Consider the following 19,253-nt stretch of genomic DNA (forward strand, 5'->3'; position numbering starts at 1 on the left):
CTCAATTATTCGCAGGTAAGCAGAACCAACAAACATCCCTTTTCAGACGTTAAATCCAGCGTCTCTGGCAGAAGGCGACGCTCACCGGTAAACAGATCCCGGTAGTGCTTCCCGGCCAGCGCCTGGGGTATGGCCACGGTAGTATTGGCCCACAGCATCGCATTATCGGTGACGTCAAACACCAGGCGCGGCACGGCGACGATCAGCGCCTCGTCATCTTTGATGCGGGCATAAACGATCAGATTCTCCTCCCGCTCGCCGGTTACCTTCAGCGGCAGCCAGTCGCCGTAGCGGAAAAGCGCGGGGTAATGTGGCCGAAGCCGTAACAGCGTGGCGGTGACGTACTGCTTCACGCTGCCGTCTCGCCAGCGTTGCGCATCGTTAAAAACGGTGCCATCCGCTACGCTGAGGTTTTCCGACAGTGCGGCGAAATCCGGTTCGCGGCGGTTATCCGGGTCGACGAGGCTGAAGTTAAGCCCCTCGCTGCCCTGGTAGATGTCCGGTACGCCAGGCGCAGTCAGTTTGATCACCGTCTGGCTCAGGCTGTTCATTAACCCAGCCCGAATAAACGGCTGGAGTGCGGCACTGAAATCACGCAGGAACAGGGTGTTATCCGGGGAAAGCAGATGGCGCACGTAGTCCAGGACCACGCTCTCGTAACCTTCGTTGCTGTCGATCCAGTCGGTACGCTGCTTGGCCTCGCGCAGGGCTTTCTCGATAAAGCCGAGGAAACGCTCTTCCAGTGACTTAAGGCCATCACGATCCTCAGGCGACAGGGTTGCTGGCCAGACGCCCGCCAGCGCCTGGAAGATCATCCAGGTGTCGGCGGCGTTCGGCGCGGTGCCATCGTTGAGGAATCGGACCTGCGTCTGGTTCATCTGCCGCCAGCGCGCCAGATTTTCTCCCCACAGATCTGGCGCTTCCGTCAGCGTATACAGACGAGCTCGTGCATCCTCGCCGCGTTTGGTGTCGTGGGTGGAAGTTCCCAGCAGCGCATCGGGCTGGCGGGCAAGTCGAATGCGCATCTCCTGATGAAAACGGGAAAGTGAAAACGCGCGCGGCGTCGGGTCGGCGCCGACTTCGTTCAGGGCCAGCTCCAGGTTATGGCGGAAGAACAGCGTATCCTCTACCGATTTCGCCATCAGCGGCCCGGTCAGCTGCTGAAAACGGGTGCGGAAAAGCGAGGCCAGCGCGTGGTCATGCTCCGGCAGATCGCCGGAAAGAATACGCACAATCAGACTCAGAGCGGGTTCAGAGGTGTTGACGCTGGCGACCACGCGGCTGAGCAGCGCCACATCCGGTGACGTCAGCCCCTCAGCGGTGCCGTAGGTGCGATACACCGGAAACGCGATAAGCAGCTCGCGCAGGGCATGGCGGATATCCTCATGCTCCACTTCGGCACCGTTATGCCCGGCCAGCTCGCTGGCTATTTTGAGCAGCGTGGTAAATTCACCTTCAAAATTACGATCGGTCATCAGGCCTTTGGCGTTGCGAAGTTCCGCCTGCCTGTCAACGGTCATACCCAGCGTCTCGTCGTAGAGCGTCTCCAGCCGCGAGAGGTTGGTATCATCCACCAGCACTTCCGCCAGGGAGGCGATAAACTCATAGCCCGTAGTACCTGAGATGGGCCACTCCGGAGGAAGCTGTTCCCCTTTGGCGAGGATCTTCTCTACCGTGATGTAGCAATCCGGTCCGGTCGCCGCACGCAGTCGCTGCAAATAGCCCAGCGGATCGGCAAGCCCGTCCACATGGTCAATGCGCAGGCCGTCGACAACCCCGGCGTGGACAAGCTCAAGGATCAGGCGGTGCGTGTCTGCGAATACCGCCTCATCCTGTACCCGCACGCCGACCAGCCCGGTGATTTCAAAAAAGCGCCGCCATGAAAGCTGTTTCGGCGCTTCCCGCCAGGACATCAGCCGCCAGCTTTGCGCCTCGTGGATCTCAGCGATGCTCTTGCCTTCGGCATACGTGCCGGGATTAAGCGGATAGGCGGTATCATAGTAAACCAACGCCGCGCTGTCGGTGACACTGTCACGTTTCAGGGTGATAGCCCCCCGCTCCAGCTCGGTTTCAAAGGTGTCGCCAAGAAACGGCAACGTCAGGGGTCGGGACCAGTCGATATCAAAATACGCCGCATAGCGGCTCTGCCGACCGTGCTCGATAACATCGCGCCACCAGCGGTTTTCCAGCGAGGTCGACATATGGTTAGGAACGATATCCAGAATCAGCCCCATCCCCGCCTGTTTCAGCGCTGCCGCCATGCGGTCAAACCCTTCCCGCCCGCCAATCGCCGGGTCGATTTCGTTGGGGTCGGTCACGTCATAGCCGTGGGTGGAATCCGTGGTTGCGGTGAAAACAGGCGACGCGTAAAGATGGCTAATTCCGAGGTCTTTCATATACGGAATCAGGTCCACCACGCGATCGAAGGTCATGCCGTTGCGAAACTGAATTCGGTAAGTAGAGGAAGGGATCATAGCGCTGCTTCTCCATCAGCAAAGCGAACAACAATACTGTTCGGCGGCAGGTTTTCGACTGCCTCCGGCCAGCTAAAGATCGTTTTTCCGGGCAGGTCCGCTAAGGCGAGGGGCTTTTTGCCGATATTCAGCGCCAGCGACAGCGTACCGGACGGAAAACGCCAGCTCACGGCAACCATGCCGAGCGCCGTTTGCAGGACGTTACCCTCCACGGCGCCCCGCTGTTTCAGTAACGGGACGATAAAGCGTTGACGCAGCGCAATCAGTTCGCGCGTAACGTGCAGCCACGCCCTGCCTTCCGCCGTGCCTGCCTTGTTCCAGTCAAGCTTCGACCGCATAAAGGTATTTACGTCATTGGGATCCGGTACGGTTTCATCGTGCCCGGCATGGCCGGTAAACTCTTTCGCGCGACCCTCCCGCACGGCTTTCGCCAGGTCGCCGTGGAAGTCGGTGAAAAAGAGGAACGGATGCGTTTCGCCATACTCCTCACCCATAAACAGCAGCGGGATATGTGGCGACAGGAGCAGCGCCGCGAACAGCACGCGCGTTTTCTCCGCCCCAGCCAGAGAGATAAGCCTCTCCCCCTGGGCACGGTTGCCGACCTGGTCGTGATTCTGAATAAAATCGACAAAAAACTGCGGTGGTTGCTCGCGACACTCTACCCCGCGCGATTTCCCGGTCTGAAGCGAGATTTCCCCCTGGTAGACAAAGCCCTCTGCCAGCGCCCGCGCCAGCTTTTTCTCCGGCTCAAAGGCAAAATCCTGATAATAGGCGTGTGATTCCCCGGTCGCGAAGACATGTGCGGCGTTGTGAAAATCATCATTCCATTCGGCGGTGAAAAGCGGCGTCTGACCATGCTCATCGCGCGGATGCAGGAAAATCACGTTGCGACTGTCTTCGGTGGTCAGATGGATATGCCGATCCGGAAAGGCGTCGCGGATCCGTTGCGCTATCTCGGGAAGAATATGGGTCTCAGCGTTGTCATGGATCTGGTCGATGGCGTCGAAGCGCAGACCGTCAAGATGATACTCCGAGAGCCAGAATAACGGCGCCTCAGCGATGTATTGCCGGACGGCTTCAACCTCATAGGCTATACCGTTGCCCCACGGGGTCATACGATCCTGATGGAAAAACGCCGGCGAGAGCAACGGCAGGTAGTTCCCTTCCGGGCCAAAGTGGTTGAGTACAATATCCAGCACCACGGAAAGCCCGAGCGCGTGGGCGGCATCGATGAAGGCATGAAAATCATCCGGTGTGCCATAAGCTGAGTGCGGGGCATACAGCAGTACGCCATCATACCCCCATCCGCGCGCGCCCCCGAACTGGGACACGGGCATCACTTCCAGTTGCGTAATACCCAGTTCGGCCAGATAAGGCAATTTATCGATGGCCGCCCTGAAGGTTCCTTCCCCGGTGAAGGTGCCGATATGCATCTCGTAGATCACCGTCTCTTCCCATGGCCGCCCTTGCCATTCCCGCTGTGCGGGCAGGTTGTGACGCGTGTCGATTACCACCGACGGGCCGTTGACGTCAGCCTGTTGCGCGCGCGAGGCCGGATCCGGCACCGCCATTCCATCCTGTAAAACAAACTGATACGGCGTACCGTGTCTGACGCCGGGCACGTCAACCTGAAACCAGCCGTCGCCCACCGCCGCCATCGGAATGTCGGTGTCGGTTAAACGCAACGTGAGATCTTTCTGCCCTTCTGCCCAGACGCGAAAACGTACAACGTCATCGGAAATAAACTCAGCACCCCAGTGCCTGCGACATGTTCTGAATTCCATTCATTGTCCTCGAATGACCACATTTTACGCGGAACGAAATACAAGCTTAGACCAGGATGAACAGAGTGTTATGCCAGCAGGGTATGCCGCTTCGTCTATTATCTATTTATAACTCCCACTTAAGGAATACTATGCATATTCGAAAAGGATTAAGCACCGACCTCGCCCGTCTTGAATGTTGTGATTTTTCTTTTACGGTCGATGAGATTGCCAGAGAGCCTTTTCTCAATGGTGATTTGCATATCGAGGCGCTAACCGATCCTTATCATAAAACCTATGAACTGGATCTCCAGACGCTGGAAAATCATTGCGTTAATCCCGATTCAATATTTCTTATCGCCGAAACGGATGACGGTGAAATCGCCGGTTTTATTACCGCGTCCTGCAACTGGAATAAATTTATTTCGGTGGATTACATTGCCGTGGAGCGTTCAAAACGCCGAACGGGCGCGGCGCACAAGCTGATGTCTGCCACCCACGTCTGGGCGCGAAGCCTCAATGCGCCCGGCTTACGGCTGGAGACGCAGAACGTTAATGTTTCTGCCTGCCTTTTCTATCGTCACTATGGATTTATTCTGGGCGGTTACGATCGTTACCTTTACAACGCCCTGCCGGAAAAAGATGAGGTCGCCCTTTTCTGGTATTACATGCTGGCTTGAGAAAATATTTTATATCCGCCACTGGAATATAGATTTGTCTGAATTTGTCAATTTTGCCCGCTTACGTTTAATTAACGACTAATCTTGGAATTCACTATTAAGGAGGCCGGTATGTCTACAGGAAATAATCACACGCTGCATTACCCTCGTCCACCGTTTGCAGAACAACCGCAAAGGGCTCCCGGGCTGGCATCGGAAATGAAGCCAATACCGGATCATGGTGAAACAAGTTATATCGGGTCAGGAAAACTGGCAGGAAAAAAAGCGCTGATTACCGGCGGTGATTCCGGCATTGGTCGCGCGGTAGCCATCGCCTATGCCCGTGAAGGTGCAGATGTCGCTATTGGCTATCTGCCGGAAGAGGAGTCCGATGCGGCATCGGTCATTGCGCTGATTCAGGCCGAAGGCCGTAAAGCGGTCGCCATTCCCGGCGACATTCGCGTGGAGTCCTTCTGCGACACGCTGGTGGAAAAAGCCGTTGCCGAACTGGGCGGCCTGGATATCCTGGTGAATAACGCCGGACGCCAGCAGTACTGTGAATCTATCGACGATCTCACCACGGCAGATTTTGACGCGACGTTTAAGACCAACGTCTATGCCCCCTTCTGGATCACCAAAGCTGCGCTGCGCCATTTGCAGGAAGGTGCCGTGATCATCAACACCACTTCCGTTCAGGCGTTTAAACCGAGCGCGATCCTGGTGGACTATGCGCAGACCAAAGCCTGTAACGTGGCCTTTACCAAGTCTCTGGCCCAGCAGCTGGGACCGCGTGGTATTCGGGTAAATGCCGTCGCGCCAGGTCCATACTGGACGCCTCTTCAGTCCAGCGGCGGTCAGCCTCAGTCTAAAGTTCAGAAGTTCGGGGAAGATACGCCCCTGGGGAGACCGGGTCAGCCGGTTGAAATCGCACCGCTGTATGTGCTGTTTGCCTCCGATTCCTGCTCATACGCTTCCGGGCAAGTGTGGTGCTCTGATGGCGGTACCGGCGTGCTGTAAAGCATCCTCTCAGACCTATCCATTTCATGGATAGGTCACATTCACTCCCCTGCTGTTCTCAAAAATCGCAGTTGAACTATGATGAACTTACTATTAAGGAGCCCATCATGTTTACTGTGAAAAAACTTGCGATATCAACCCTGTTGACCGGTTCAGTTTTATTCTTTCCAGCGATCCACGCGGTGGCCAGCGTTCCGCAGCATGTGGTGAAACAGCAGGCTGGCGGCTACAGCGTTCAGGTTGGCGACAGGATTATCACCGCCTTTACGGACGGCAGCGTGCCGCAGGATCTGCACGCCTTACTGCGCCGGACGACGGCGGAAAATACCGATGCGTTACTGGCCAAAAACTTCCAGGCCAATCCGGTGGAAGCATCGATTAACGCGTTTTATATCGCCTTGCCCGGTCACAAAATCCTGGTGGATACCGGTTCCGGTCAGCTGTTTGGCCCCGGCAAAGGCGGGCGGCTGATTGAAAGCCTGGCGACCCAGGGCATCAAACCCGAAGATATTACCGATGTTCTAATCACCCATGCGCACTCCGATCACGCCGGTGGTCTGGTCAAAGACGGTCAGCGCGTGTTTACCCGCGCGCAGGTCTATGTCGGCAAACCGGATATCGATTTCTTCTTTAACGACGAGAACCAGAAAAAGTCTGGCTATGACCAGAACTACTTCGATGTCGCGCACAAGACATTAAAGCCTTATCTGGATGCCGGAAAAGTGAAGACTTTCTCAGGCACCGAACAGCTTCTGCCGGGCATCAGCGGTACGGTTCACCCGGGCCACACCCCAGGTTCCGCGTTTTACACGCTGGAGAGCAAAGGTGAAAAAATTACCTTTGTCGGCGACATCATCCACGTCGCCGCAGTTCAGTTCCCGCAGCCCAACGTGACGATTGCTTACGATGAGGATCAGGACGGCGCCGCCCGGGTGCGCAACGCAGCTTTCGCTGAGTTTGTGAAAAACAAAGATCTGATTGCGGCGCCACATCTGCCTTTCCCCGGGATCGGCTATGTGACGAAAGGTGAGCGGGAAGGCTACGCGTGGGTCCCGGTGACCTATACCAACCGTGACGCAAAATAAGATGTCCCCCTCCGATATGGATATGGACCTGATCCTGACGCTGGATGCGTTACTCAGGGACCAGAATATCACCCATGCGGCCGCGCGGCTGGGCATCAGCCAGCCAGCAATGTCTGCCCGCCTGGCACGCCTGCGCGTGTTGTTTGGTGAGCCGCTGTTTGTCCCTTCCCCACACGGACGTGGGGTGTTACCGACGCCGCGCGCCGAAGCGTTAAGGCCGCAGGTCGCGACGGTTTTGCAGGGCATAGCGGCGATGCTTGAACCCACCACGTTCAACGCGCAGAACAGCAACCGCACCTTTGTTATTGCCCTGCACGAAAACCCGGCGCTAATGCTGGGGGCAGAGTTGCAGAATCAGATTAGCAGTGCGGCACCAGGTATCCGCCTGCGTTTTGCGCTCCCGGAAACCCAGCTGCTGTCAGCGCAGATGGAAAATGGCGATGTGGATATTTATATCGGCGTTAACGCGGGGGCGCACGATGCATGGGTCAGACGCAAACTGTTTGACGATGAATATGCCACAGCCCAGCGGAAAGGCCATCCGCGCGGTACGGGGCCGGTGGATCTGGAAAGCTATTGTAGTCTTTCACACCTGGTGGTTTCATCCGAGGGCGACCCGTTCGCGGGCTTTGTCGATCAGCATCTGGCGGGGCTTGGCCACCAGCGTAACGTGGTGATGTCGACGCAAAGCTATGCGATGGCGCCTGCGATTGTTGCCGGTACCGATTTACTCTGCACCCTACCCAGGCGCATGTTGCTACGCTTTACGCAAACGCTTGATATTTTTCCGCCGCCGCTGGATCTTCCGCCGATCGTCATCGGTATGTACTGGCACCCGAAAAACAGTCAGGATCCGGCTAATCGCTGGCTACGTGAACAGCTTCTTCAGGCCGCCGGACGTCAGGTATGATCGAGGATACTCATCAATTTTTTCAGGACCTCAGAGCGAATAATCCGGTGGCAAACCAGCGTCAGCTCGCTCTCCCGGAGTCGGTCAAGAATATCCACAAAGACGACGTTTTGTACGCATATCGCCTTCGCTGAAGCTGGCAGCATGGCGATACCAAACCCTGCCGAGACAAGGCTTATCACCGTGGGGACATCGGTGGCATTTTGCACAACGTCAGGCTGTATGCCAGCGCTGTGGCAGGCATCATAGAAATATTGCTCCAGCCCCATCCCCTCCGGGTCGCGCAGGGCGATCCACTTCTCCTCTTTCACCGACGCAAGCGTCAGCGCGGCGGAGCCCGCCAGACTGTGTTGACGAGGTAAGGCCAGCACGGCTTTTTCCGTTGTAAAAGGACGGCTTTGCAGATCGTCAGGCAGCAGCGGTAACGGGGCACGAATAATGGCCACATCCAGCTGGTTGCTTTGCACGCCGGTATAAAGGGTTTGCACGTTTCCCGTCATCATGGAAAGGCTGATGGCTGGCCATTTCTCATGTAAAAGCCGCAGCGCGTCGGGCAGCTTACTGTCGAATATCGCGCTTGAAACGCATCCGAGATTCAGCACGCCCTGTTCCCCTCTGGCAGTCTGTCTGGCATCCAGAATCGCCTGATCGGTCATAAAAATCGCCACTCTGGCTTTACTGAGAAACGCCTCACCGGCTGGCGTCAGCGTCAGGCGACGATTCGCCCGGCTAAAGAGCACTACCCCCAGACGATCTTCAAGCGTTTTGATTTGCTGGCTTAGTGCCGGTTGCGCCATGTTAAGGCGCTCCGCCGCACGATGCATGTGAAGCTCTTCCGCCACCACGATAAAATTGCGCATCAGTCGAAACTGCATACTGTGCCTTCATTATTGATAATAAAATTCATATTAAAATAGCACAAATGATGCAATTGATAGCCTTCTTCGTCCGGTTAAGAATGGATGCAATCATCCGAGGGGGAAAATATGGAAAACCACATCAACGATCTCAGAAGTGCTATCGAACTGCTTAAACGCCATGAAGGTCAATACCTTGAAACCAGCCATCCGGTCGATCCTGACGCGGAGCTGGCGGGTGTGTACCGGCATATTGGTGCTGGCGGCACGGTAAAACGTCCGACGCGCATCGGCCCGGCCATGATGTTTAACGCTATTAAGGGGTATCCCGACTCCCGTATTCTGGTCGGTATGCACGCCAGCCGCGAGCGGGCGGCGCTCCTGTTGGGCTGCGAGCCCTCTGAACTGGCAAAACATGTCGGCCAGGCGGTGAAAAACCCGATTGCTCCCGTTGTCGTCCCGGCGGCCCAGGCGCCGTGTCAGGAGCAGGTGTTTTATGCCGACGATCCGGACTTCGATCTGCGTAAATTGCTTCCGGCACCGACCAACACGCCGATAGATGCCGGTCCGTTCTTCTGTCTGGGGCTGGTGCTGGCAAGCGATCCGGAAGACGCCTCGCTGACCGATGTCACTATTCACCGTCTTTGCGTTCAGGAGCGCGATGAGCTCTCCATGTTCCTTGCCGCGGGCCGCCATATTGAAGTGTTCCGTAAGAAAGCCGAAGAGGCGGGCAAACCCTTGCCGGTCACGATCAATATGGGTCTCGATCCCGCTATCTATATTGGCGCCTGTTTCGAAGCCCCTACCACGCCCTTCGGCTACAACGAGCTGGGTGTCGCCGGTGCGTTACGTCAGGCTCCCGTCGAGCTGGTGCAGGGTGTGGCCGTACAGGAAAAAGCGATTGCGCGTGCGGAAATAATCATCGAAGGCGAACTGCTGCCGGGCGTGCGCGTAGAAGAAGATCAGCATACCCACACCGGGCACGCGATGCCGGAATTTCCCGGCTACTGCGGGGAGGCTAACCCCTCCTTGCCGGTAATCAAAGTGAAGGCCGTCACGATGCGTCATCAGGCGATCCTGCAAACCCTGGTAGGACCGGGCGAAGAGCACACCACGCTGGCCGGTTTGCCAACGGAGGCCAGCATCCGGAATGCGGTGGAAGAAGCCATCCCCGGTTTCCTGCAAAACGTCTATGCGCATACCGCTGGCGGGGGCAAATTCCTTGGGGTATTGCAGGTTAAAAAACGCCAGCCTTCTGACGAAGGGCGTCAGGGTCAGGCGGCCCTCATCGCGTTAGCCACCTATTCCGAGCTTAAGAACATTATTCTCGTCGACGAAGACGTGGATATTTTCGACAGCGACGACATTTTGTGGGCGATGACGACCCGTATGCAGGGCGATGTCAGTATCACCCATCTGCCGGGGTTCCGCGGTCACCAGCTCGATCCGTCTCAGGCGCCGGACTACAGTCCCTCCATTCGTGGCAACGGGATCACCTGCAAAACGATTTTCGACTGTACGGTGCCCTGGGCGCTGAAGTCCCGCTTTGAGCGTGCACCCTTTATGGAGGTAGACCCGACGCCGTGGGCACCTGAACTGTTTAAAAAATAGTATTAACCGGAAATCCTCTTCACCCTTTACGGGTGAAGAACCTCACGCTGAAATTGCCGCGTCCCCTGCTTTCTTGTAACCTTTGAGCGTTTATCACATCCCCATAAAAAATGAGACTACCGGACGCCTATGACAGCACCTATTTCCAACGATCCTTTGCATGGCGTAACGCTTGAAATGCAGGTTAACGCGCTGGTTGCGCGATATGGCTGGAATGAACTGGGCAACCGAATCAAAATCAACTGTTTTCGCAAGGACCCGAGTGTTAAATCGAGTCTGAAGTTCCTGCGCCGGACCCCATGGGCGCGGGCGGAAGTTGAAGCCCTCTACCTCGACTCCCTTCACGATGACGGTAACGAGGAACAGGACGAACCGGCGTTTAATCCCTGGACGGATGGCCGGACACCCAGGAGCTAACACGCAAATGATGCGACACGTAAAACGGACTGGCGCGCTGCTTGGCTGCGCGCTTTTACTGGTAAGTTGCACTTCCAAACCACCCAAATCACTCGTTACCCCGCTGCCGCAGGCGAAACCTGTACAGCAGACTAACGAACCCATGCGCGGGATCTGGCTGGCGACCGTCTCCCGTCTCGACTGGCCCCCCGTGTCATCAGTGAATGGCCGCAGCGCGGACCAGCGTATCGCCCAGCAACAGAAGGCGCTGACGGACAAGCTCGATAAGCTGAAAAAGCTTGGGATCAACACCGTCTTCTTTCAGGTAAAACCGGACAGTACGGCGCTGTGGGCCTCTGAAATACTGCCATGGTCAGATACCCTGACCGGGACTATCGGGGAAGACCCCGGTTACGATCCGCTCCAGTTTATGCTGGATGAAGCGCACAAGCGCGGGATGAAGGTTCACGCCTGGTTCAACCCTTACCGCGTCTCCACCAACACGAAGCCCTCGACCATCGCCGCGCTTAACCGTACCTCGTCGCTTCATCCCTCCAGCGTCTATGTCCAGCATCCGGAGTGGATCCGCACCTCGGGGGATCGTTTTGTTCTCGACCCGGGCATTCCCGAGGTGCGGGACTGGATAACCCAGGTGGTGATGGAAGTGGTGAATCGCTACCCTGTCGACGGCGTTCAGTTCGATGACTATTTTTACACCGAGACGCCGGGCTCAACCCTGAACGATGCCTGGACCTTCAGGCGCTACGGCGAGGGATTTGCGTCGAAAGCTGACTGGCGTCGGCACAATACGCAGCAGCTGATTGTGCAGGTATCAAGGGCGATCAAGCAGGCAAAGCCTGAGGTTGAATTTGGCGTCAGCCCGGCGGGTGTATGGCGCAACCGCTCCTTCGACCCGGCAGGATCGGACACGCGCGGTGCCGCAGCCTACGATGAATCCTACGCTGACACGCGTAAGTGGGTACAGCAGGGTTTACTGGATTACATTGCGCCGCAGATCTACTGGCCCTTCGCCCGCGACGCGGCACGATACGATGTGCTGACAAAATGGTGGGCTGACGTGGTGAAACCGACCCATACCCGCCTGTATATCGGGATCGCGTTCTACAAAGTGGGCGCGCCTTCCAGAAACGAACCGGACTGGACGGTGAACGGCGGCGTACCGGAGCTGAAAAAACAGCTCGACCTCAACGATTCACTGCCAGACGTAAAAGGCACCATCCTGTTCCGTGAAGACTATCTTAACCAGCCGCAGACGCAGGAAGCCGTAAATTACCTCCAGGGGCGCTGGGGTAGTTGACTGACAAAAGGCAGAAACGTCCTGTTTCTGCCTTTTTTTTTACGGCTTCGGCCCGAACATCGCCTCAAGCTGTTTTGCGTCTGGCATGCCCACGACCTGCTGCAGTTCGTTTTGCTCATTCAGGTAATAAATAGCCGGTGTGGCATTTGCGCCGAGACTGTCCATAAGCGTCTGGTGATTTTGCAGGATCTCAACGGTTTCCCGTGAAGCCGCCCCTTCAGGTTTAGGCAGCTTTTTACCGCCGGACAGCTCGTACTCTTTCCAGGCCGACACCGGATCTTTGGCATTCAGGATCGCGGAGGCGTTACGCCCGCTGTTCGGGTTAAGAAACGCAACCAGCAGCGTGTTGAGCTGGACCTTGCCGGCCTTCACCCACGGCTGCGCTTCAGCCCAGAACTGCTTGCAGTACGGGCAGAACGGGTCGGCAAAAACAAAGACTTTGCGCGGGGCGCTCTCCGCGCCCTCTTTCAGCGGATGCGCCGCATTGAGCTTTTTCCACATCTCGCGGCCCATCGGGGCGTAGATCTCTTTCTGGAAAAAGGCCTCGCTGAGGTTGGTTCCCTTCTCATCATACAGATAGCCAGACACCACGTGCTTTCCGTCAGGGGTCAGAAAGAGCGTCACGCCCATGTCCTGATACTGCCCCAGCCACGCTGGCGCGCCGCCGGGGGCATCAATTTTCTTAATGATTTTGATATCCTGCTGCTCACTGAAGTGCTTTACCACATCCGGAAGCGACTCCTCTGCCCTGACCAGCCCTGAAAACAGCAGAGCAGAGAGTAGCAGCATCTTTTTCTTTGCTAACAGTTGAAGCATAACGACCCCTCTAAGATATTGTTTTTCAGAGTGGTCGAACTTTATTGCCCTGTCAACGCTTCATAAATATCCTTGAGGCGACTACGCAAAAATCGCACAGCTTTGTGTTTGCGGGATAATAACGCCTGCACGCTGTCGCCCGTTTCCTCCGCCAGCGCCTTCATGGTGTATCCGTCAAATTCCGTTTTTTCAAACACCTCGCGCTGTGGTGGCGGTAGTTCCGACAGGGCTTGCCCCAACTCTTCCCACAGCAGCATGTTGAGATACTCCTCCTCCGGGGTTTGCGGTACGCCGAATAACGTTTCTGCAATCTCCAGCTCCGGAAAGTCCTCGTCATCTGCCGTCAGGTACCCCGGCAGTGAAACCTCATGCTTTTTTCGCGCCCGGTCGATCATCTCATTCCGCGCGGCGCGAAACAGCCAGGCGGCGACGTTCTCCACCGGTTGTTCCACTTTCATCAACTGCCAGGTCACTTCCTGAAGAATATCATCGACATCATCACGAACCGCAGTCCGTCCGCGAATGAAGGCTTTTAGCCGTGCGCGGCAGGCATTGATTGCCGAGATAAGTAATGATTCCCCCGCCTCACCGGCTTTCATATCGCTCACTCAGTTTCTGGCGCTTTCGCAGCGTTATCATCTCGCTTCTCATCCCGGTCATCGTGCCACCGGCAATGACCGTGACGACCAAATCCTGCCCGACGCTGCTGAATGAAGGCCTCACGTTGTTCGGGGGTCATATTCATCCATTGTGCGTGCATACGGCGGTGTGCACCGAACATGCCTGGACGAAAACCCAGCCCACCGAAAAGAATGCGGCTCAGCAGCAGGATCCCCAGCGCCTGCCAGAAGCCAATGGCTTTAACCCCCAGGATGGCCGGGAGCAACGCGTTCCACAGGGACATGACCAGCAGGCCAAGCACCACGAACAGGACTGCGCCTATCACGATGCCCTTGTACATACGATGGCGGCCCAAACCACGCCCGTGACCTTTTCCGTGCATATCAAAATTTCTCATGTGTACCTCGTTTATGTTGAATGATTATGGTCTCTGATGAGGTAGACGGATGAGGAACAGAAATATTGCCGGGGAAAGATAAAATTTATGTGATAGCGGCTTTGTACGGATAACAGTAATGGCTGAAGGAGATCGTGCAGCGGCTGCATCGTTTTAACAGGAAGAAAAAGGCCGCGAAAGCGGCCATTTTAACGATTATTGAAGTAATTTAATTAATTCTTCTATCGGAATCTTTTTCCTGTGGACTTCGTCGTGACAGACATTACATAGAGTTATCAGGTTAGTAAGTGTGTTCTCACCACCATGGGCATGGTGTTCTATATGATGCAACTCAAGGAACGTCCTGGGGTCATTAGCCGTTTTTTTGCTATGCGACCAATGGCAGTTCCTACATGAATGGTTATCTCTCTCTAGAACACTTGCACGAACGGGATCAGGAATTTTACGATCATGAACTTCCGCCTGCCGGTCCTCTTCGAGTAGATAAGCTCCAACCTCTAACTCTGGACGACCAGAGTTTTTAGTAGCAATAGGCCAACCATCTTCTGTTCTTAATTCACGGGTTCTGCGAGCCCATTCTTTACTATCATTTGCAAGGTAACGCAGCTCTTCACCGGTAACAGGACGGCCTACATTTTTTCGAAGATAGGAAAGAATTTTATCTTTCGTTGAGATTTTGCTGCGGCGAAGAACGTTTGCTTCATTCCAACGAAGCGCAGCCTCTCTATCCTGATCCGTTGCCATCAAAGCATAAACGTCGGTTTTGAGGCACTTTGTAGATGTGATCTGGAGTTCTTCTATGGTGATTTCCTCCTGTTCGATCATCTCTTTAACTGTCGTTCCACTTAAAACTGACCAGCCAAACTGAACTCGCAACTCACGGATTCTGCGAGCATATTCACTTATACCTGCGACAACCATTAATTCATCACCGTGAATGATGGTTTTAGGGTATTTCAGCAAATATGCCAAGATGCGATCTCGTGCAGAATTGCAATTTTCCTCATTCAATAGAGAACTGCCTAAATCGCGTAACAAGTGGTTTGCTGGAACGAGTGTAAGCACCTGTTCTCTTAGGGAGTTCTCTAGCAACTTATGCTCAAAATTAGCAATTAGTGCTAAAAGTTGTTTACGCAGCGTTTCCGGTTCGCTCTTCTTCGATCTTCTCGCCATCTTTGATTCTGCATTCCATTAGATTGATAACATATGATGCAATTTTTTGAGCAAAAACAGGTGGAACAGCATTACCAATCTGGCGAGCAATTTCTGTTTTCGTGCCCTCAAATACAAAACTATCCGGAAAACTCATTAAACGCGCAGCTTCACGGTGCGTGATTGGACGGTGTTCTTCTGGGTGGAGATAGCGTCCTTTTTCCGGCTTAAAAAATTCTGTTCGAATAGTTACAGAAGGACGATCCCACCACAGACGGCCAAATAGGTCTGTACCGCCAGATGTTTTCTTTATCCAGCATGCGGGGGTAATATCAGGCCTGTTTTTTTGTAAGTCAAATCTGTTACCTCCTACCGGAACGGCACGGTAGCGCTCTTGCGATAGCGCGGTCGGATTTCTACCAAAATGAAGATCTAATGGAGGTTTCACATCCCGAATTTCTGTGCCTACTGGCTTAGGAAGATCACTGATGAAATCTTTTACCGTTAACCAGGCAGGGAGAACACCCGGTTTTTCCGGATTTTGATGAGACGGTGAAGGTGGGAACGTAGGAATTGTGTCGAGATTAAATCGTTGTTTCTTGATCCCAATGGCAATAGCACGCTTACGGGTCTGGGGAACGCCATAATCAGCAGTATTAAGCACGCAAGGATTCAGCAAAACAAACCCTATGCTCTCTGCTCGAGCCCAGATATCAGCGAACTCATCGCTCGATAGTAACCCTGGTACGTTTTCCATGACAAATACTGAAGCTGATGACCTTTCAATGATATCCATATAAGGCTCCCATAGTGCACGACGATGGTCGCCTTCGCGGTTTTTATTTAACAAGCTGAACCCCTGGCATGGAGGCCCACCGATGACGATGTCGGCCATTGGGATCGGGTTGTCAGCGATCCACTCGTCTATGTTCGCAACAATCCCATGATTACCAAAGTTTGCGTTATAAGTCTTTATCGCAGCTTTGTCATTATCAATTGCTAGAATGCTTTCGAAATGAGTGCCATTTGCATCTTTCATGAAGCCGCAGGACAGCCCACCAGCACCACAAAACAAATCGATGACCTTTAATTTATTGATTATACTCATTAAAACACATTCCCAATTTTGCCATGGTTTACTTTCTTCGAGTGTATCATAAGATATGGCTGTTTTTATGTACAGTATACGTTTACATCCTCACATTCACCCTTTCGCCCGCACTTTATGATTGACGTAGGCAACATCATCAAAATGCAGAAGATCTTAGATCATACGAAAATTGCACAAGCGATGGTCTTTGCACACTTCGCTCCTCAATACATGCAGGATGCGATTTCTCTTAACCCGTTGAAGGGTGCTAATGCTGGTAAGAGTGTCCACAGTGCGCCCACACAAGTCGCTTAATATGGCTTTTGACTGCCAGTAATAATACGTGAAGCCTTGTCTGGCGCGGGTTTCCAGTTACGCCAGACATTAAAAAGGCTCCCTAGGGAGCCTCTATGAACATCACGCCGTAGCAGGTAAACGAAAACTCGAAATACTCTGCGACAGCTGCTGCGCCTGCTCCTCCAGCGAGGCCGCGGCTGCGGCGGATTGCTGCACCAGCGCCGCGTTCTGCTGGGTCACACCGTCCATCTCCGTTACGGCCTGCCCAACCTGACCAATTCCACGGCTCTGCTCTTCTGAGGCAACCGAAATCTGTTCCATCAGCGTATGCACTTTATTCACAGAGCTGATAATAGAATCAATCACCTCTCCCGAACGATTCACCAGTTCCGCACCGTTTTTCACGCTGGAAACAGACTGGGCGATAAGGCTTTCGATATCCTTCGCCGCCACCGCGCTTTTCTGGGCCAGGGTGCGCACTTCACTTGCCACCACGGCAAATCCTCGCCCCTGCGTACCGGCACGCGCCGCTTCAACGGCCGCGTTCAGCGCCAGAATATTAGTCTGGAAAGCAATACTGTTGATGACGCTGGTGATGTCCTCAATACGCTTCGAATTGGACGCGATAGTATTCATCGTTTCGATGACTTCACGGGTTACCGCTTCACCGGTATGGGCATTTTTCACGGCATCCTGCACCAGCTTACCGGCCTGGAACACGTTATCGGTGTTATTCGCCACCGTCGCGCTCAGCTCTTCCATGCTGGCGGCCGTCTGGGTCAGGGCAGAAGCCTGTTGCTCGGTACGGGAGGCCAGGTCGATATTGCCGGAAGCAATTTCCTGCGCCGCATGCGTTACGGTGTGGCTGGCATCGCGCACCTGAGAAATGGTGGAGAGCAGCGCCTGGCGCATCTGCTCCATCGAGGACATCAGGTGATCGATTTCATTCCCGGAATCACGCTTGATCGGTACCGGTACGTCCAGCTTCCCGGCCGCAATCTGTCGACAGTGCTCGCGCGCCAGGTTCACTGGCGCAAAGACCACGCGTTTCATCAGCAGGCTGACGACGAGGATCACCACCACGAACAGCACCGCAATGCAGGCGATAATAACCAGACCCGACACAAAATTATGGCTCGCATCCTCGTTCAGCGTTTTGGCGTACTTCTGGTGAACGGAGAGAACCTGATCGAGCACAATTTCATATTGGCGATCGAGTTGAGACACCACGGGAATAAGAGCGTTGAACCGCGACACATCGTGAGCGGCGGCAGCGGCAATCAGCGGTGCCAGTCCCTGGTTACGGTAGTTTTGCCACGCCTGCTGGTAGGCAGTGACCAGCGGGGCTTCGTCCTGTAAACGCGGCGAGGCCATAAACGCCGAAAATGCACTATCGGCTTTGGTCAGCGCCTCTTTAACCGAGGCCAGTTTCGCAGACGAGTCGGTGGCGTCCCCCGCTTCCACCATTTTTACATACTCCATAACCCTGACGCGCAGGGTTCGGCTATGGTTAATGGGATCAATAATGGACAGGACAACCTGAATTTCTTTGTTCACATTATCCAGCGAAGTATTACTTTTAATGATGAGCCCAACGCTGGTGATGGTGCTGGCCACAAAGAAGAAAAGCAGAGAAAACAGGATAATCAGGGATGATTTTTTCAACGACATAACACACCTCAGGGATATAATTTCCCTTTGGTTATCGGCTGAATCCCATCTTTAATTAATTAAAGTTATTGATATATCCGTCAGACGTTACCCTGTCACTCCACGACCTTGTACCGCCGTTGCAGTGTGGCATCCAGTTTACGCTGGATTGGCTCCGGCGTTTCCCCTTCAATCAGTTTGCCAATCAGATCAAAGCAGTGCCAGGCGAGCTGGCGGTTATCCTGACGAACGGTATCGACAGGAATGGTCAGAGAATCATAGAGATAGTGATCGTCAAAGCTGGCCAGACGCATATCGCTTTGCAGCAGATTATGTTGCCCCATATAGCGCAACACCCCTTCCAGCAGACCGCAGGCGGCGGTAAAAAGGGCTTTTGGCGGGCGGCCCAGGCGCGCGCAAAGTTCGGCAAACATTTCGTAGCCGGAGCTCGGATGGTAATTACCATGAATAATCCACTCCGGACGTAGCTCGACGCCAGCGTCACGCAGCCCCTGCTTAAACCCTTCCAGACGGTCACGCGTCGGGGAAAGCCGCGGCTGGCCGCCGAGGAAGTAGAACTCATCCGGATGCTGGCGCGCAATGTCGGCCACCAGCGTGGCGGTCGGGGTAATTGAATCGGTGAGGACCAGCGGCAGAGAACTGTCGTTCATATGACGGTCAAAGAGCACAACGGGCAACTGCTCGCTCAGCTTTTGATAATCCGCGTCGTTGAGCATGCTGGAGGCGACAATCAGCCCGTCCACCTGGCGGGCCACCATGTTATTGACCACCACCGTCTCCTGGCCCGGATTTTCATCGCTACAGGAGATCAGCAGCTGAACACCCGCCTCGCGGCAGAGGGTCTCCAGCTCATGAGAAAAAACGGCAAACCCGTAGTTGGTGATTTCCGGCACCACCAGACCAATGGTGTGGCTGCGGTTGTCCCGCAGCGAACGGGCGTGAATACTGGGCTGATAATGATGTTCTTTGGCAATCGCCAGCACACGCTCGCGTGTCTCCTCCGCCACCCGAAGCTCTTTGCTGCGGCCGTTCAGAACCAGACTGGCGGTGGCTTTTGATACCCCCGCCAGCTCCGCGATATCTTTAATGGTGACGCGTTTTGTTTTTCTCACAACGACT

The 19,253-nt window shown here is 54.7% G+C and carries 17 protein-coding genes; 7 read left to right on the plus strand and 10 right to left on the minus strand.

The features are described from left to right. Positions 1–5: 5 nt before the first annotated feature. Together treY and treZ are read right to left on the minus strand one after the other, a co-directional pair. A complete protein-coding gene (gene treY, locus HP459_RS02885) occupies positions 6–2,474 on the minus strand; it encodes a malto-oligosyltrehalose synthase (RefSeq protein ID WP_171935910.1) in 2,469 nt (822 codons plus the stop codon). Then, a complete protein-coding gene (gene treZ, locus HP459_RS02890; protein WP_171935911.1) occupies positions 2,471–4,258 on the minus strand; it encodes a malto-oligosyltrehalose trehalohydrolase in 1,788 nt (595 codons plus the stop codon). The genes treY and treZ overlap by 4 nt, the downstream gene beginning before the upstream one ends. Before the next feature lie 131 nt (positions 4,259–4,389). On the opposite strand from treZ, the gene HP459_RS02895 reads away from it, so the two are divergent. The 4 genes from HP459_RS02895 to HP459_RS02910 all read left to right on the plus strand — a co-directional run bounded on the left by HP459_RS02895 (position 4,390) and on the right by HP459_RS02910 (position 7,908). Beyond that, positions 4,390–4,917, plus strand: coding sequence for a GNAT family N-acetyltransferase (locus tag HP459_RS02895; RefSeq protein ID WP_022648161.1), 528 nt, complete (start codon positions 4,390–4,392; stop codon positions 4,915–4,917). Positions 4,918–5,028: 111 nt separating this feature from the next. After that, positions 5,029–5,913, plus strand: coding sequence for an SDR family oxidoreductase (locus HP459_RS02900; RefSeq protein ID WP_022648162.1), 885 nt, complete (start codon positions 5,029–5,031; stop codon positions 5,911–5,913). A 107-nt stretch (positions 5,914–6,020) separates the two neighbouring features. Continuing rightward, positions 6,021–6,998: an MBL fold metallo-hydrolase gene (locus tag HP459_RS02905; protein ID WP_171935912.1), complete on the plus strand. Its 978-nt coding sequence runs from the start codon at positions 6,021–6,023 to the stop codon at positions 6,996–6,998. Between the two features lies 1 nt (position 6,999). Then, positions 7,000–7,908, plus strand: a complete 909-nt coding sequence (locus HP459_RS02910) for a LysR family transcriptional regulator (protein ID WP_045622684.1) — start codon at positions 7,000–7,002, stop codon at positions 7,906–7,908. Here the strand turns inward: HP459_RS02910 and HP459_RS02915 are convergent. After that, positions 7,899–8,783: a LysR substrate-binding domain-containing protein gene (locus tag HP459_RS02915; protein ID WP_023306228.1), complete on the minus strand. Its 885-nt coding sequence runs from the start codon at positions 8,781–8,783 to the stop codon at positions 7,899–7,901. The two genes, HP459_RS02910 and HP459_RS02915, sit on opposite strands and share 10 nt — an antisense overlap. 111 nt (positions 8,784–8,894) lie before the next feature. Between HP459_RS02915 and HP459_RS02920 the strand changes: the two genes are divergently transcribed. The 3 genes from HP459_RS02920 to HP459_RS02930 all read left to right on the plus strand — a co-directional run bounded on the left by HP459_RS02920 (position 8,895) and on the right by HP459_RS02930 (position 12,090). Next, positions 8,895–10,376 carry a UbiD family decarboxylase gene (locus HP459_RS02920; RefSeq protein WP_171935913.1) on the plus strand — a complete coding sequence of 494 codons (1,482 nt, stop codon included), beginning with the start codon at positions 8,895–8,897 and terminating at the stop codon, positions 10,374–10,376. 129 nt (positions 10,377–10,505) lie between these two features. Beyond that, on the plus strand, positions 10,506–10,793 hold the full coding sequence (locus HP459_RS02925) for a VF530 family DNA-binding protein (protein WP_022648167.1): 288 nt from the start codon (positions 10,506–10,508) through the stop codon (positions 10,791–10,793). 7 nt (positions 10,794–10,800) lie between these two features. After that, on the plus strand, positions 10,801–12,090 hold the full coding sequence (locus tag HP459_RS02930; RefSeq protein ID WP_171935914.1) for a glycoside hydrolase family 10 protein: 1,290 nt from the start codon (positions 10,801–10,803) through the stop codon (positions 12,088–12,090). A gap of 39 nt (positions 12,091–12,129) precedes the next feature. Here the strand turns inward: HP459_RS02930 and dsbG are convergent, their stop codons facing one another. The 7 genes from dsbG to HP459_RS02965 all read right to left on the minus strand — a co-directional run bounded on the left by dsbG (position 12,130) and on the right by HP459_RS02965 (position 19,246). Next, a complete protein-coding gene (gene dsbG, locus HP459_RS02935) occupies positions 12,130–12,906 on the minus strand; it encodes a thiol:disulfide interchange protein DsbG (protein WP_022648169.1) in 777 nt (258 codons plus the stop codon). Positions 12,907–12,947: 41 nt separating this feature from the next. Then, on the minus strand, positions 12,948–13,505 hold the full coding sequence (locus HP459_RS02940; RefSeq protein ID WP_171935922.1) for an RNA polymerase sigma factor: 558 nt from the start codon (positions 13,503–13,505) through the stop codon (positions 12,948–12,950). Between the two features lie 5 nt (positions 13,506–13,510). Then, positions 13,511–13,924: a hypothetical protein gene (locus HP459_RS02945; RefSeq protein ID WP_171935915.1), complete on the minus strand. Its 414-nt coding sequence runs from the start codon at positions 13,922–13,924 to the stop codon at positions 13,511–13,513. A gap of 195 nt (positions 13,925–14,119) precedes the next feature. Then, a complete protein-coding gene (locus tag HP459_RS02950) occupies positions 14,120–15,097 on the minus strand; it encodes an HNH endonuclease (RefSeq protein ID WP_023330142.1) in 978 nt (325 codons plus the stop codon). Next, on the minus strand, positions 15,054–16,184 hold the full coding sequence (locus tag HP459_RS02955; RefSeq protein ID WP_171935916.1) for a DNA cytosine methyltransferase: 1,131 nt from the start codon (positions 16,182–16,184) through the stop codon (positions 15,054–15,056). Before HP459_RS02955 ends, HP459_RS02950 begins: the two co-directional genes overlap by 44 nt. 399 nt (positions 16,185–16,583) lie before the next feature. Then, positions 16,584–18,134 (minus strand): methyl-accepting chemotaxis protein, encoded by a 1,551-nt coding sequence (locus HP459_RS02960; RefSeq protein WP_171935917.1) that lies wholly within the window; start codon positions 18,132–18,134, stop codon positions 16,584–16,586. A gap of 95 nt (positions 18,135–18,229) precedes the next feature. After that, the gene (locus HP459_RS02965) at positions 18,230–19,246 is read right to left on the minus strand and encodes a LacI family DNA-binding transcriptional regulator (RefSeq protein ID WP_045622696.1); all 1,017 of its coding nucleotides are present in this window, start codon (positions 19,244–19,246) and stop codon (positions 18,230–18,232) included. Between the last annotated feature and the right edge of the window lie 7 nt (positions 19,247–19,253).

Source organism: Enterobacter sp. CM29, from assembly GCF_013179605.1.
GTDB lineage: Bacteria > Pseudomonadota > Gammaproteobacteria > Enterobacterales > Enterobacteriaceae > Enterobacter > Enterobacter intestinihominis.

Excerpts from the sequence above, each read along its gene's own strand:
- treY (WP_171935910.1), bottom strand. The coding sequence starts at position 2,474 with ATGATCCCTTCCTCTACTTACCGAATTCAGTTTCGCAACGGCATGACC.
- treZ (WP_171935911.1), bottom strand. The coding sequence starts at position 4,258 with ATGGAATTCAGAACATGTCGCAGGCACTGGGGTGCTGAGTTTATTTCC.
- HP459_RS02895 (WP_022648161.1), top strand. The coding sequence starts at position 4,390 with ATGCATATTCGAAAAGGATTAAGCACCGACCTCGCCCGTCTTGAATGT.
- HP459_RS02900 (WP_022648162.1), top strand. The coding sequence starts at position 5,029 with ATGTCTACAGGAAATAATCACACGCTGCATTACCCTCGTCCACCGTTT.
- HP459_RS02905 (WP_171935912.1), top strand. The coding sequence starts at position 6,021 with ATGTTTACTGTGAAAAAACTTGCGATATCAACCCTGTTGACCGGTTCA.
- HP459_RS02910 (WP_045622684.1), top strand. The coding sequence starts at position 7,000 with ATGTCCCCCTCCGATATGGATATGGACCTGATCCTGACGCTGGATGCG.
- HP459_RS02915 (WP_023306228.1), bottom strand. The coding sequence starts at position 8,783 with ATGCAGTTTCGACTGATGCGCAATTTTATCGTGGTGGCGGAAGAGCTT.
- HP459_RS02920 (WP_171935913.1), top strand. The coding sequence starts at position 8,895 with ATGGAAAACCACATCAACGATCTCAGAAGTGCTATCGAACTGCTTAAA.
- HP459_RS02925 (WP_022648167.1), top strand. The coding sequence starts at position 10,506 with ATGACAGCACCTATTTCCAACGATCCTTTGCATGGCGTAACGCTTGAA.
- HP459_RS02930 (WP_171935914.1), top strand. The coding sequence starts at position 10,801 with ATGATGCGACACGTAAAACGGACTGGCGCGCTGCTTGGCTGCGCGCTT.
- dsbG (WP_022648169.1), bottom strand. The coding sequence starts at position 12,906 with ATGCTTCAACTGTTAGCAAAGAAAAAGATGCTGCTACTCTCTGCTCTG.
- HP459_RS02940 (WP_171935922.1), bottom strand. The coding sequence starts at position 13,505 with ATGAAAGCCGGTGAGGCGGGGGAATCATTACTTATCTCGGCAATCAAT.
- HP459_RS02945 (WP_171935915.1), bottom strand. The coding sequence starts at position 13,924 with ATGAGAAATTTTGATATGCACGGAAAAGGTCACGGGCGTGGTTTGGGC.
- HP459_RS02950 (WP_023330142.1), bottom strand. The coding sequence starts at position 15,097 with ATGGCGAGAAGATCGAAGAAGAGCGAACCGGAAACGCTGCGTAAACAA.
- HP459_RS02955 (WP_171935916.1), bottom strand. The coding sequence starts at position 16,184 with ATGAGTATAATCAATAAATTAAAGGTCATCGATTTGTTTTGTGGTGCT.
- HP459_RS02960 (WP_171935917.1), bottom strand. The coding sequence starts at position 18,134 with ATGTCGTTGAAAAAATCATCCCTGATTATCCTGTTTTCTCTGCTTTTC.